The following is a 13924-nucleotide window of genomic DNA, read 5'->3' on the forward strand; positions in this document are numbered from 1 at the left end:
TCAGATCGCCGATACCCGCCGCGCTGTACCACCGCGATCTCTCGAGGGTCGCAGTTGTCGTTTCTCTGTCGACACCCGAGGGCTTCACCACCCTGAAGACCAACCCCCGCTGGTGTCGGACGATTCGCCCGCTGCCGTACACGACCGCTTGGCCGAGGCCGGTGCAGAACTGGTTGCCGGCTGCGCCTCGGCCGACCCGCAGATGCTGATCGCCAAGCACACCAACGTGCCGTCGCCCGCCTCCGCCTGGTGCCAAGGCAGGTACACACCGGTCGCCGTTGGAGCGACCTGGTCAGAGAGTCGACGAGGTTCTGAAGTGCTGCCCAACGCCTGGTATGTCCTGTGCTACCACGATGTCGGATGGTCGGAACACCCGATGCTTCGCGGCCTGGGGCTGACACACCCAACCGACGTCTTCGGTTCGCATGTCGCTGCTGTGGCCGACCAGGCAGAGCTGCTCGGATGGCGAGAGGCACTCGATGCGTTCCAGGCGGGACGTCTCTCGGGCCCGTCGTGACGTTCAGCTTCGATGACGGATATCAAGGCGTCGGCAGGTATGCCGCACCGATCCTGAGCGAGGCAGGTACGACCGGCCTGGCGGCAATCAACCCGCCGTTCACCGACGGTGAGACGACCTTTTGGCGGTCGCAGCTGTGCTGGCTTGCCTCCAACGGTCATGTCGAACTCGTCGCCGCCGAGCTGGGCGTCAGCCCCGACCGCGTGCGAGACCAGACGATGGACCGGTTCGATCTCAAATCGGTCGCCCGGATCGATGAGATGTACCGAAGGCTCAGCGACGGTCACCCCGTGGTGAACCACAACCGTCTGTACATGAGCTGGGACGAAATCGTCGAACTGCAACGCGAGGGCTGGGAGATCGCCAACCACAGCTCGGATCACTATCCCCTGCTGGAGGCCTCAGGCCTGGATCAGACGGCCGAACAGTTCGAACGGGCCGAGGTGCGCCTGCGCGAGAAGCTCGGCGCCGAAACAACCGTTTGGGTGGCTCCCTTCGATCGGTCTGGGCGGCGTGCGCCAGGCGCGGTCGAGTGGTTCGGCTCGGCTGCGGGCTCCAGACACATCGTGTTGGTGGGAGACGAGGCCAACCAACCATCGTCGGCAACGACTCCGGAGCAACGGTCGACCCTCACCATTTCTCGTATCAACCCGCCGCTGGCCGGCGCCAACAGCCTGCTGGAGTCGATGGCCAGAGCCGCTCTCAAATCCAAGGAAATCGCCTGACCATGAAGCTCGGAGTCACGGTTGCGACCTACCGCCGACCCAAGGGCCTCGACCGTTTGTTGTCGAGCATCGCGGAGGCCGAAGTACCAAAGGGCGCCGAGCTGTTGGTGGTGGTGGTCGACAACGACCCCGAGGGTTCGTCTCGCGACATCGTCGATCAATATGCCTCGCTGCTCGAAACCCACTATGAGATCGAACCAGAGCGCGGCATTCCGTTCGTGCGAAATCGAGGCGTCCGTGCCGCCCTCGACCTGGGAGCGACCCACATCCTGTTCGTCGACGACGACGAGAGGGTCGACGAACAGTGGCTGGTCGGGATCGCCTCGGCGCGCGCTCGCCTGGATGCACCGATAATCGCCGGCACGATCATCTCTGAATTCGAGGAAGATCCACCTCGGTGGGCCATCGACAGTGGAGCGTTCCAGAGGCGAATCCGCGAAGACGGTGCCAGCATCGACTTCGCCACAACCGCCAACTCGATGGTCGATGCCGAGCTGCTGGCGGGCCGGCCGGGGCCGTTCGACACGAGGCTCAGGTATTCGGGTGGCAGCGACCTGCAACTGTTCGCAGAGCTGCACAACGAGGGCCACCAGATCCGCTGCACCACGGCCGCCACGACCTACGAGCTCTACCCGCAGTCGAGGGTCACCAAGGAGTGGCTGCTAAAGCGCCAGCGCCGCCGCGGAACCAACCGCAGCACCACGCTGCGCCTCACCGGCGGTGGGCCATCGAGGTACGCCAAGCGCATCGTAGCCGGCTGCTACGAGATGCTGGCCGGTCTGGTGCAGACCGCCCGGGGATGGGTCGGCCGCGACGAGGTCGGTCGGCTCAAGGGTCGAATGAGATTCATGTATGGGGTGGGCATGCTGGCCGGGCTGTTCGGCGCGCGGGTCGACGAGTATCGAACCCACCACGGTTCCTGAACCGGCGCCGCCGTCAGATCACGAGTTGGCGTACTCGAACGGACCCTCTTCGGGTAGCCGCAACCCCGACTGCGACCCTTCGAGGCGTTCTTGACGGGCCTCGTCCACCTTCATGTAGCGCCAGCCCGACAGTATGAGCCCGCTCAACAGGCCAACGGCGAGGCTCATGCGGCTGGCTTCCAGCATCGAGCTGACGCCGCCACGGCTGAGTATTGCGGTCATGCCCAACATGCAAGCCAGCGACATGACGGCGACCGTGTCGTTGCGGCACCTGAACCACACCAACAGCGCGGCTACAACCGTCGCCACCAGGGACCCGAGGAACAACAAGACACCTGCACCTCCCGACCGCATCGAGATGTCGAAGATGATGTTGTGAAACGTCGCCTTGCCCGAAGGCTGGGGCCAAGACCGCTCGATGGTGCCCTTGACCCCGACGCCATAGCCCCACACAGGCGATTCGTAGAACTTCTCGACCGCTTCGTCCCACAGCTGGTAGCGCTCGTTCGTGGTGGTCTGCTGCGAGTCGGACAGCACGGCGTCCTCGAACTGGGCAACCACTGCGGGGCTCTGCCCGCCCGACAAGAAGATCGAGGCCGCGCCCAGTGTGACCAAGGCCGAGCCCACAATGGCTATGTCGAGCGCCTTCAGACCCACCCGGCGCCTCCAGGTCGAGGTCAGCGAGAAACCCACCACCAGCAGCACCAAGGTCAGTGCAGCAAGGTACGGACCGGCCTGAACCGCAACAAAGGGAGTCATGAACACCGCAGCCCCAGGGATGAGGACCGACGGGCGCCGCCGCTGGTTCAGAACCTCTGCTGCCAAAGTGAACATGCCCAACACGGGCAGGACGGTGCGAGCGTCACCGCCCAATATCCCGAGCTGTTTCACCGCGAACACGGGCACATTCAGAGACAACGGCGTGAGCGTCAGGTGGGCCACTGCGATGACGACGGCGATCCAACCGAAGAACCGTCCGAACCGGGCGATCGACTCGGGTGCAAAGATCTTCGAGGCATCCACGCCCGCGGCGACGAACATGGCGCCCGCCAGCGACACGATCGATCGCGACTGGAAGATCACATCAGACATCGGATTGCCCCAGGCGATGCCGGTGACGACCGCAACCGAGTACCAGGCGTAGAACGACGCCCACAGCATCGCCGGGACGCCTATCCAGTGCGGAAGGGGTCTAGCCAGGATGCGCGCCAGCACTGCGACCGGGATGATGAAGTCGCCTGGTCGCAGATCTACACCGACGGGCACCCGGAACAAGCCGACCGGCTGGCCTGCCTCGTTGGGCGCCGCCAGCAGTTCGAAGATGAGAATGATCGCAAGCAGACGAACCGCTGTCTCGGGTTTGCCGCTGCGCTCGAGCTTCAGAAAAAGCGCCAGGCTGACGCCGAGGCCGATTAGCGCAGCGGCCAAAACCAGAGGGGTAAGACTCTCAGGCACCGGTGGTCAGGCCCGCGCCGCTCTGGTTGAAGTTGTAGTAGCCGTGCGAGCGGGCCCACCAGCGCCTGCGAACCCGGTTGATCACCACGCCGAGCAAGATGGCGCCGTGCTCGCGCAGCTCGGCAACCGCTGCCGCCAACTCGGGGAGGTTCACCGAGGCCGCGTCGACGACCAGGATCACGTGACCGGCATGAGCGATGACCTGGCGGGTTTCGGCCACCATCTCGAGCGGTGGCGCATCGACCACGACAACGTCTGCATTCTGGCGTGCCGCGGCTATGGCCTTGGGCAGGTTGACGGCCACAACGTCGGCGGGAGAGCGGTCGGGAAGACCGGCGGGCAGCAGTCTGAGTCCGCGTGCGCTGGTGGGGCGCAGCAGCTCGCTGATGTCCTTGGATCCCATGTCGGCCAGGCCTCGGCCCATGGCGGTGGCGAGGCGATGATGCAACGCCGGCCGGCGCAGGTCGGCGTCGATCGCAATGACCGAATGACCGACCGAGGCCAGCGCCCACGAGACGCCTGCAGCCACCGAACTCTTGCCCTCACCCATCTGGTACGAGCTGACGGCGATGGCCTTGGGTTGTTCTGTGGCGATTCGGAACTCGAGGTTGCCTCGCAGACTCTTGAAGGCTTCGCCCAGGCTGGTCGAGCCCTCCTCCAGAATCTCCAGCAACGCCCTGTCGTTGCGTCTCAGTTGGCGCAGGCGGGGAAGTTCGCCGATGACGCTGGTGCCGAGCCGCTGTCTGATCGCCTCGGCATTGTCGAATGCTTCGCGGATTCGTCCGACGAGCACGCCCACGAGCAGCGCGGCGATCAGGCCCAGCGCCGTGGCGGCCAGCATGATCGGCACCGGTTTGGGTGCAGCCGCACTGCTGGGAACGGCGGCGGGATCGATCATCTTGATGTCGACGAGATTGCTGACCTCGTTGTTCGTGATGATGGCATCGGCTACAGCGTTGGCCCAGACCTGCGACCCAACCGCTGAACTGGTCGAGGTCTGCACGTAGAGAATCGACGACAGCACCTGCACCTCGACGTCGACGCCCAGCGCCGCGACATCGACGGGCAGCCTCTGGCGGAGTTCGGCTCGCAGCACCCGAGACTCGGCGGTCTCGACCACGATGGGAACAACAAAGCTGGTGAGCCTGGCCGGGTCGGAGCTGTTGCCCTCGATCACGCGGGGTTGCACAGACAACGTCGCGGTGGCCCGATAGGTCGAAGCGGGAAGAAACGCCGCTATCACGCCCAAGATGATGCAGATGTCGAATGCGATGATGGCTGCGACCCAGTTGCGGCGCAGGGCAAGTCTCAGGTCGCGAAGATCCATGTCACTCCAAGTCGTCAGTTCGGCCCGAGTTTCAACCGAAGCCCACCAGCGGTTTGGTCAATAGTAGACGTCGACGGTCGTCTCTCCCGGTCAAACGACCAGGTCTTGATATACACGGGCGAAAGCCATGGCTTGCTGGGCCACTCCCAATCCTTCGGCCTGGGAGCGGGCTCGCTCGACCACCATTTTGGTCTCGGCTGCGTCTAGCCGAAGGGCCAGGTCACCGAGAACGCTGGCCAGGTCGGACACGTCGTCTGGCCTGAACAACCAGCCGGTCTCTGCGGTGCGCACGATGTCCCTGACACCCGACAGGTCAGGCCCGATCACGGGAACCCTGCTGGCCTGGGCCTCCAAGAGGGTTCGGCCGAACGCCTCGACTGGACATGTAGAGACGACCACATCGAGGCACGCCATCACCTCCGGGATGTCCGAACGTGCACCGACGAACTCGACCCGGCCGACCTTCGAACTCAGGTCGCCGGTCTCGAGTCGGTCCAAATAGTCGTCTCCGGCCAGCGCGGCCCCAACGACGACGATGCGAAGCTGCGGCATGTCCAGTTGTTCGGCCGCTCGCAGCAACACTTCGATGCGCTTCTCGACATCGATTCGGCCGAGGATCCCGACCAAGATGGTCGAATCGTCGCAGTCGCCACCGGCCAGTTCGCTGCGCAACTGGACAGAGCGCTCGACCCTGCCCGTGTAGCGGTCGAGATCGACAGCCGGGTTGATCACGACCAGCTTGCTGTCGGCCACGCCGGGCACCGACTCGCGTGTAGAAGAGCTGTTGACCACTGTCGTCGATGCGAGGTTGGCCGCCAGTTGCATGGCCCGTCGGCCGATGCCCTCGGCGATGACATCGTGGTGGTCGAGAACGGTCGGCTTGCGGGCGAACCTGCCGGCCATGGCGACCTCGACGTGAGCTGTTCTGCTGTGCGACTGGACGACGTCGAATCGTTTGGCCACGCGAGCCAGGCGCCTGGCCGCCCCGGCGACATGCTTCAGCTCACCGGCCAGGGCCATGGGGCCGGGCCTGCCTCCGTCGGCAGATCGAAGTCCGACGCGCGACCCCAGGTCCATCAGCTCGACGTCTCCGCCTGCGGCACGGAACCTGCTGGTGAAATCACCCTCGGCCGGGGCCAACAAGGTGGGCGAGATGCCCGAGTCGATGAGGTGAGGCAGGTACTCGGCCAAACGCTGCTCGGCGCCCCAGGCCCCGTCTGTGTGGGTGACTACTAACAAGCGCACCGTAGAGAAGGTAACGCGCCGTGGGGCGAAGTGATGGCTTGGTCCTTACAACCAACAGCACCCGTGCCGATGGGTTTGCGATGCGGTCCACGGCGAGAATCGACGAACTAACGTGCAACCGATGACCCCTTTCCGCCCAGGTGCACTCTCGAGCACCAAGCGTCCGGCCGGCTCGTTGTGGCTGCGGTGGGTGCTGGTTTTCATCGACACCGAAGCCATCTTCCTGGCCTGGGCGGTTGCCCTCGTCTTCTTCCAGCGGGTGCCGGTGTCGGGTCGGTCCAGCACCACGGGCGTGGTGGTCACCGTCGCTCTGACCGGCGCGGCCCTGCTGCTGATGGCCAGCCAGGAGCTGTACCTCGCAAGGGTCTCCAGCATTCGCGCGGTCGAGCTCACACGTATCTTCCGCGTGTCGGTGCTGACCGGTCTGGCGGCTGGCCTGGGTGCCGAGATTCTCGATGGCCAGGTCGCGGCCAAAGAAGCCGCTCTGGGCGCCCTGCTGATGCTGGTATTTCTCATCATCGGGCGCTCGGCCTATAGGGCCTGGTTGACGGCGCGTCGCGCGGCCGGCGAATACAGGCGCGACGTCATCATCGTCGGCACCAACGACGAGGCGAGAGGTCTATACGACCTGCTCAACACCCACACCGAGATCGGCCTCGAGGTCGCTGCCGTGTACGGCGACGCCAATCTGGCCGCCAAGAACGGGCTCGACCATCTGTACGCAGGGCCCGCAGATCAGTGTGTCGACATCGTGGGCACCCGCCCCATTTCGGGTGTTCTGGTGGCGTCCACCGCCTTGCCCAGCCCGGTCCTGAACCGCCTGGTCCGCGAGCTGCTGTCGTTGGGCGTGCACGTTCAGATCACGTCGGGTTTGCGGGGCATAGCCACCCGCCGACTCCGCGCCCAACCGCTGGCCCACGAGCCGATGATCTACCTCGAGCAGCTCACCCTGGCCTGGTGGCAGCTGGCCATCAAGAGGGCGATCGACATCATGTTGTCGCTGTTCGGTTTGTTGTTCGCTGGGCCGGTGATCTTGTTCTTCGCTGTGGTGGTGAAGCTCACCGACCGAGGCCCCGCCTTCTTCAAGCAGGAGCGCATCGGCCGCAGCGGCGAACACTTCAACATGATCAAGATCCGCACCATGTGCGTGGACGCCGAGGCCAAGCTCGAAGAGTTGAAGAAGAAGCAGGGCAACGAGCGAAGCGGTCCCCTGTTCAAAATGGAGAAGGACCCCCGCTTCACGCCGGTGGGGCGGTTCATGGACGTCACGTCGGTGAACGAGCTTCCGCAGCTGTGGAACGTCCTGCGCGGCGACATGAGCCTGGTGGGCCCCCGCCCGGCGCTGCCGAAAGAAGCGGCGATGTTCGATGCCGAACTGCATGCCCGCAACCTGGTGCGTCCTGGCATCACCGGCCTGTGGCAGGTCGAGGCCCGAGACAACCCCGACTTCTCGGCCTACAAGCGCCTCGACCTGCACTATGTCGAGAACTGGTCTGTCACCTTCGACCTGATCATCATCCTGCAGACCGTCGAGTCGATCCTGGCACGCGTGGTCAAGGCCGTCAGCAGCCGCACCCACCCCGAGAAGCCCTCTCAGGCCGCCGACAGCGCCGCCGACATGCACACTCAGAGCACACCAGAGGTGGGCACAGACGACGCGTCGATCGCCGACGGCGAGGCCGCGGAGGCCGATGTTGGGGCGAATGCACAGTCTGCCGACAGCGCCGAGGGTGCTGTCAGTCTTCGCTGAGTCGGATCAGCAGCCGTATCTCTTCGGCTGTTGGTTGCTCGGCGACCCGCGACCTCGAGATCTCGCCCACCTGCCAAACCGAGAACGCCTCGGCCCAGTCTCCGGCACCCGACGCATAGTCCGAGGTCGTTTCGGTCGGCCACCATGGGACGTCAATCCCCCGTGTGTCCAGCCAGAGTTCACGTTCTTCGGTAGTCAGATGGGTGACGTCGACCGCGTGTCCAATCTCGTGGGCAACGGTGGCCGCGACGTTCTCGGGCGTGTGGGTGTCGCGCACATAGACCTCGATGCGACGCTCGTCGAAGAACGCGTAGCCGAGCAATCCTTCGCGGCCCGGCAAGAACTCGATGGTCCAACCCGGTAGTTCGGCCTGCCAGTCGTAGGTCAAGAGCTGAAGCGCAGATTGGCCGACCTGTTCGTACCGGGCCGTACCCAGCTGCTCCACCGCTGCTGCACCCGAGGGGACCGCATCGGGCTGCGCAGCCGAGTTGTCTACAGGCGCCGAGGTGTCTGGCGGCGCGGTGTCGGTCGGTTCGGGCCCGGGCTCTGTCACTGGGGTTCCGGGCACGGCAAGGGTAGGCGCCGGCGCCGTTGTAGCCGGAGCGGCCTGGCCCACAACCTCTAGCACCGCAAGGCTGCTCTGTGGTGCGTCGGCTGGAACCTCAGAGCGCATCGACAGGTACAGGGCTGAGCCGGCACCCGCTGCTGTGGCCGCACCTGCGGCCGGCAAAACGGTGCGGGTCAGCACGTTCTGGCGCGTCCCGGCGACGGTTCGGCGCAGGGTCGAGCGCAGCTGAACCTGAACCGTGCCTGACGGCACGGCCAGAACGGCTCCCAGACTGGCCAGGTCGGCCGACCGCAACGGCAGCTGGCTGCTGGGGCCCATGCCCCTGGCCGACATCACCAGGTCCAGGTATGCGGGAAGAATCGACCGGCGGCCCCGCCACCACTTCAGCTCGCGGGTCAGCCCGCCCAGCGCCAGCCTTCTGCCGCTGGCGTCGACCACCACAGCACGACCGTGAAACTCGTGGGTCTGGTCGCTTCGTCGGCGCCCGGCCGGCGAGCGCGGGGAAACTGCCGCATCCATGGCGTCCTGATCGGCACGTCAGGGGCCCACACTTGACCAGTTCAGCTTCGATCGGAGCGTTTGGTGAACGACTCGATTCGACGCCTGTCCCGTTTGGTTGGGCGCCCCGCTCCTCGCTGGCGTTCGGCGGCGGGCACCACCGGGTCGACATCGGAGGTATCGCTCACGGGGGTGCGATCTATCAGGCACTGCGAGGCGCGGTCGGCTCCGACACGCTTCGAGATCGTCTCTACGACCTCGAAGACGCGCAAATCGCCCGAGCGCTTGAACTCGACAACTGCGCCGGGCCCCACCCGCTGAGCGGCCTTGGCAGGATCGCCGTTCACCTTCACCTTGCCAGAGCGGCAGGCTTCAGTGGCCGCCGTGCGGGTCCGATAGGCACGAATCGAGTACAGCCACACATCGACCCTGACCTCGCCGCTCACATGAGCCATGATGCCAGCACGGGGAACCGATCGAACGTGTGGAGGAGTTGACTGGGCATGATTAGCCGCATCCGAGCCAAACGTCGCGGGTCGCCGAACCCGCTCGTCGGAGCGCTGGCGATAGTGGCAGCCTTGGCCGCCTCGTGTTCGGCGGTGACAGGTGGCGACGGGGTCGTCGACGCACGCGCCGGGCTGCCCACGACCACCGCTCCCCAAACCACCGAGACTTCGCCGGGCGCCGGTCGCGACGGCGCTACACCGACCAGTTCCGACGACCTCGACATCCCACTCACCACCCAGGACCGCACGACCACCACCGAATCGACCGACCAGGCGCCGCCCGCGGACGTTCCCGAGCCTGTCACCACTCCCCCACCCTCTGCGGGCGCGTGGGGTGAGGTGGTGGTCCTCATCGAGTCGTTCTGGGACGAGAACTTCACCCAGTTCGCCGGTTCCGGCAGCTTCGAACCACTCGACCGCGACCGAATCGTCGCCGTTTCCGACCAGACCCGCGACCTTCCGGCGTGCGATCTCGCAAACATCTCGGCTCGCGACGTGGAAGACAACGCCTTTGCCGCCGTGTGCCCCGAAGGACAGTTGGTGGTGTGGGACGACGACGACCTTTTCGCCGAGTTGTTCGACCAGTACGGCGTCACGGGGCCTACGGTCGTGTTGGCCCACGAGATGGGCCACGCAGCACAGTTTCAGGCCGGCTTCATCAACAACCCGACCCTGATTCTCGAGCAGCAGGCCGACTGTGTCGCCGGTGCGTACGCTGCCTGGGCGGCCGAGCGCTCGATCGCCCCGTTCGACACCGCGGCTGGTCTCGACGCTGCGGTGGGCGCCACCGTCAGCTTTCGCGACCACCCGGGTTCGTCGGCTGCAGATTCCCAGGCCCACGGCTCGGGGTTCGACCGGGTCAGGGCCTTTCAGGACGGCTTCGACCGTGGGGTCGGCTACTGCGCCCAATATCCCGAGCTGAGCCTGCCCATAACCGAGTTCCCGTTCTCGACGTTCGAGGAAGCGCAGAGCGGCGGCAACCTTCCGTTCAACGACCTGATCTCGCTGGTGAGCCCCTATCTCAACTCGGTCTACGCCGATCTGAACGACGACTGGCAGGCGATGGAGCTGTCGGCCGGCGACCTCGACGGCTGGCGCAACGCCCACCGCAGTATCGGTGACAACGCGACCGGCACCGCTATGGGCTTGATGTTCGCAAAGCGACATCAGGTCCTCAACAACCTGCCCTCCGAGGGCGAGGGCGCTCTGCTGCAGCAGGCTTGCCTGACCGGAGCCGCGTTCGCCCCTCTGGTGTTCTTCGACGAGCGGATCTCGCCCGACAACCTGAGCCTGTCGCCCGGCGATATGGACGAAGCGGTCTTGACCATGATCCGCATCGTCGAGACCAACCAGGATCGGCTGGGTGACGGGTTCTTGTTCGAGGCCGTGGCCGCCCTGCGCACCGGGTTCACCGAAGGCTTCGACTCGTGCGATCCATAAGCCCAGGGGGCAGCTGCTAGGGACAGGCGTCCAGGAATCGGTCGTTCTCGTGCGGCTGGCCGATGGTGACCCTGATCCCCTCGCCGGCGAATGGGCGCACGATCACACCCTTTCGTTCCAGCTCGGCGGTCAGATCCAGCGCGTCGGCGGTGGGCAGCCACACGAAGTTGCCCTCCTGCGAGCCGGGGATCTGCCAGCCTCGGCCGGTCAACACCTCGATGACCCGGGCCCTCTCGGAGATGACCTCTTCCACGTGGGATTCGAGGGCCTCGGCGTCAGCCAGCGCAGCGGCTGCACCCGCCAGACCCATGTTTGTCACCGGGAACGGCGGCTGCGTGGCGTGGATGCACGAGATGACCTCGGGGTGGGCGTGGCACCAGCCGACCCTGGCTGCGGCCAGGGCATACGCCTTGGAGAATGTCCTCAGGTGGATCACGTTGGGGTGGGCGGCCACCAGGGCGACAGGGTCCCAGAGGTCGGCCACCACATACTCGCGATAGGCCTCGTCGACCACGATGATGACGTCGTCGGGAACAGAGTCGATCACGTATTGCAGCTGGGCAGGCGTCAGTGCGGTGCCGGTGGGGTTGTTGGGGGTGGCCAGGTTGATCAGGGTGGTGTCGGGGGTCACCGCGTCGACCAACGCCTGCACATCGAAGGCCCATCCGCCGTCGAGCGGTGTGGCTATCTCTCGGGCCCCGCTGAGCTTGGTGAAGATGGGATACAGCTCGAAACTGCGCCACGGATAAGCGACCTCGCGCCCCGGACCGGCGTACGCGGCGGTGATCTGATGTAGCAAACCCACCGAGCCCGAGCTGACAGCGATCGAGTCGATATCGACGCCCAGGCGAGCGGCGAGCAAGCTGCGCAGCTCGACAGCACGGTTGTCTGGATAGCGGTTGGTTTGGCCGGCCGCTGCCGCCATAGCCTCCGAAACCGCCGACGCAGGTGGTGCGGTGCGTTCGTTCGACGCCAGCTTCACCACGTCGGTGATTCCGGTTTCCTGCTCTACGGCCTCCTTCGATTTGCCGGGCACATAGCCCGCAACCGCCGAGACCTCTGCACGTGGGCGACCGATCATGGCTGCCGATCGTACTCACAGCGGCGGTCACGAACGCTAGCGTCGAGAGGGTGAACGACCCGACGATCGACATTCCGCTGCTGGGGCTGGGCACCTGGAGACTGTCGGGGTCTTCCGGAACCCAGGTCGTGCTAGAAGCGCTCGAACTCGGATACCGACACATCGACACCGCCCAGATGTACGGCAACGAAGATGCGGTGGGAAGAGCTCTGGCCGAGACCACGGTGCCGCGCGACGACATCTGGCTGACGACCAAGATCGACGATCCCAACCATCGGCCAGACGATATGCGCCGGTCGTTCGAAGCGAGCCTGGCGAAGCTGCGAGTGGATCGCGTCGACCTGCTCTTGATCCACTGGCCCGTCGAGTGGGACACCATGGCTGCCACCCTCGAGGTCCTGGCCGAATTTCGTGCCGATGGTCGTGCGACCCATGTGGGCGTCAGCAATTTCGAGGTCGACCAGATCGCATTCGCTGTCGATCACGCGCCGATAGAGGTCAACCAGATCGAGTTCCATCCCCTGTTGGACCAAACCGCTCTGCTTCAACAGGCCAAGCAGCTGGGTATCCACATCACGGCCTACTGCCCGATCGCCAGAGGTCTGGTGGCCGACGACGCGGCCTGCGCCCAGGTGGCGCGACGCCACGGCGTAACGGCCGCACAGGTCGCTCTGGCGTGGGTCATCTCGCACCCTGGCGTCTCGGCGATACCCCAGACGTCGAAACCCCACCGGTTGGTCGAGAACCTGGCCGCTGGCCAAGTGCGCCTCGACGCCGAAGACGTGGCCCTCATCGACGCGACCGACAAGAACAACCGCCTGGTCAGCCCGCCCAAGAGCCCGTGGCGCAGGCCCGGCCACGAAAGGACCTGAAGGTGCGAACACCCGACCTGCCCGCCTCCTATTGGGCGGTGATCTTCACCAACCAGCTCAACGACGACGCTGAGGGCTACGAGCAGATGGCCGGTGACATGGTCGAGCTGGCATCCCGGCAGCCCGGCTTCTTGGGCATCGACTCGGTTCGCGGACCCGACGGCAAGGGGATAACCGTTTCGTACTGGCGCTCCGAGGACGACATCGTCGCCTGGAAGGGGGTCGCAGAGCACCTCGAGGCCCAGCTGGCGGGCGCCCAGCGGTTCTATAGCTCGTACTCGACCAGGGTGGCCCAGGTGAGCCGCAACTACGAGTTCAGGGCCGACTGATTCAGCGGGTGAAAGACAACGTCTCGCCCATCGGCTTGCGCGGCATGCGCAGGTCGTTGATGGGTGCGGACGGGTCTGGGTAACCGAACGACAGGCCACAGAGGATCTCGTTGCCCTCGGGTATGTCGGCGAGCCTCTTGACGGGTCCCGGGTATTGGGCCAACGCACCTTGTGGAATGCAGCCAAGGCCCCGCGCGTGGATGGTCAGCATCAGGGTCTGCAGGAACAGGCCTACATCCAGGCCGCTCACCTCACCCATCGCTGCTGGCATCGAGACGAACATCGCGTGGGGCGCTCCGAAGAAACGCCAGTTCAGCAGGGCAACCCGCTCGCGCTCGGGGCGGTCGCCTCGCTCGATACCCAGCGCGTCGTAGTAGAGGAAGCCGCACTCGCGTTTGCGCTCCATGTATGCACCCTCGACACCCACGGCACCGGGGCGAAAGTGGGGGTATGGCTTTGTGCCCGAGGTGACCTCGGCCACCAGCTCGTCTTCCAGCTTGCGCCGCGCCGCGCCCGACACGACGGCCACATGCCATGGCTGCACGTTGCTGCTGGAAGGTGCCAGGGCGGCGACCCTGACGATGTCGGCGATCTCGTCTTCGGGTACCTCGCTGTCTAGGTAAGCCCGGACGGAGTGGCGCGTTCGTATGGCTTGCTCGAGATCCATCCGGCGAACGTTAACCGGCGG

Annotated in this window: 14 protein-coding genes; 7 read left to right on the top strand and 7 right to left on the bottom strand. The window is 65.4% G+C overall.

The features are described 5' to 3' along the window. Positions 1 to 112 precede the first annotated feature (112 nt). From R2770_06375 to R2770_06385, 3 genes are read left to right on the top strand one after another with little or no spacing between them, the layout of a single operon-like run. Positions 113 to 517 carry a hypothetical protein gene (locus R2770_06375; GenBank protein MEZ5280080.1) on the top strand — a complete coding sequence of 135 codons (405 nt, stop codon included), beginning with the start codon at positions 113 to 115 and terminating at the stop codon, positions 515 to 517. Further along, positions 514 to 1242, top strand: coding sequence for a polysaccharide deacetylase family protein (locus R2770_06380; GenBank protein MEZ5280081.1), 729 nt, complete (start codon positions 514 to 516; stop codon positions 1240 to 1242). The genes R2770_06375 and R2770_06380 overlap by 4 nt, the downstream gene beginning before the upstream one ends. 2 nt (positions 1243 to 1244) lie before the next feature. Continuing rightward, on the top strand, positions 1245 to 2165 hold the full coding sequence (locus R2770_06385) for a glycosyltransferase (GenBank protein ID MEZ5280082.1): 921 nt from the start codon (positions 1245 to 1247) through the stop codon (positions 2163 to 2165). A gap of 18 nt (positions 2166 to 2183) precedes the next feature. Here the strand turns inward: R2770_06385 and R2770_06390 are convergent, their stop codons facing one another. From R2770_06390 to R2770_06400, 3 genes are all read right to left on the bottom strand, one after another. Then, complete coding sequence (locus R2770_06390) at positions 2184 to 3593, bottom strand: O-antigen ligase family protein (protein MEZ5280083.1); 1410 nt, start codon at positions 3591 to 3593, stop codon at positions 2184 to 2186. A 19-nt stretch (positions 3594 to 3612) separates the two neighbouring features. Continuing rightward, entirely contained in the window at positions 3613 to 4947 is a 1335-nt protein-coding gene (locus R2770_06395) for a CpsD/CapB family tyrosine-protein kinase (GenBank protein ID MEZ5280084.1), read from the bottom strand. 90 nt (positions 4948 to 5037) lie between these two features. Then, positions 5038 to 6192 carry a glycosyltransferase family 4 protein gene (locus tag R2770_06400; GenBank protein ID MEZ5280085.1) on the bottom strand — a complete coding sequence of 385 codons (1155 nt, stop codon included), beginning with the start codon at positions 6190 to 6192 and terminating at the stop codon, positions 5038 to 5040. Positions 6193 to 6313: 121 nt separating this feature from the next. Here R2770_06400 and R2770_06405 point away from each other — a divergent pair, with 121 nt between their 5' ends. Continuing rightward, positions 6314 to 7942, top strand: coding sequence for a sugar transferase (locus tag R2770_06405; protein ID MEZ5280086.1), 1629 nt, complete (start codon positions 6314 to 6316; stop codon positions 7940 to 7942). Here R2770_06405 and R2770_06410 read toward each other — a convergent pair. Next, on the bottom strand, positions 7929 to 9029 hold the full coding sequence (locus tag R2770_06410; protein ID MEZ5280087.1) for a hypothetical protein: 1101 nt from the start codon (positions 9027 to 9029) through the stop codon (positions 7929 to 7931). The genes R2770_06405 and R2770_06410 overlap by 14 nt on opposite strands. A gap of 41 nt (positions 9030 to 9070) precedes the next feature. Next, positions 9071 to 9454 (bottom strand): S4 domain-containing protein, encoded by a 384-nt coding sequence (locus tag R2770_06415; GenBank protein ID MEZ5280088.1) that lies wholly within the window; start codon positions 9452 to 9454, stop codon positions 9071 to 9073. Between the two features lie 57 nt (positions 9455 to 9511). Here R2770_06415 and R2770_06420 point away from each other — a divergent pair, with 57 nt between their 5' ends. Then, positions 9512 to 10954: a hypothetical protein gene (locus tag R2770_06420; GenBank protein ID MEZ5280089.1), complete on the top strand. Its 1443-nt coding sequence runs from the start codon at positions 9512 to 9514 to the stop codon at positions 10952 to 10954. A 16-nt stretch (positions 10955 to 10970) separates the two neighbouring features. Here R2770_06420 and R2770_06425 read toward each other — a convergent pair whose 3' ends face one another. Continuing rightward, positions 10971 to 12035 carry a histidinol-phosphate transaminase gene (locus tag R2770_06425; GenBank protein MEZ5280090.1) on the bottom strand — a complete coding sequence of 355 codons (1065 nt, stop codon included), beginning with the start codon at positions 12033 to 12035 and terminating at the stop codon, positions 10971 to 10973. A 50-nt stretch (positions 12036 to 12085) separates the two neighbouring features. On the opposite strand from R2770_06425, the gene R2770_06430 reads away from it, so the two are divergent. Both R2770_06430 and R2770_06435 read left to right on the top strand, forming a co-directional pair. Beyond that, positions 12086 to 12907 carry an aldo/keto reductase gene (locus R2770_06430; protein ID MEZ5280091.1) on the top strand — a complete coding sequence of 274 codons (822 nt, stop codon included), beginning with the start codon at positions 12086 to 12088 and terminating at the stop codon, positions 12905 to 12907. 2 nt (positions 12908 to 12909) lie between these two features. Beyond that, on the top strand, positions 12910 to 13236 hold the full coding sequence (locus R2770_06435) for an antibiotic biosynthesis monooxygenase (GenBank protein ID MEZ5280092.1): 327 nt from the start codon (positions 12910 to 12912) through the stop codon (positions 13234 to 13236). A gap of 1 nt (position 13237) precedes the next feature. Here R2770_06435 and R2770_06440 read toward each other — a convergent pair whose 3' ends face one another. Then, entirely contained in the window at positions 13238 to 13903 is a 666-nt protein-coding gene (locus R2770_06440; protein ID MEZ5280093.1) for a nitroreductase, read from the bottom strand. Positions 13904 to 13924: the final 21 nt, after the last annotated feature.

The sequence above is a fragment of the Acidimicrobiales bacterium genome (assembly GCA_041394185.1).
Taxonomy (GTDB): domain Bacteria; phylum Actinomycetota; class Acidimicrobiia; order Acidimicrobiales; family Poriferisodalaceae; genus JAAETH01.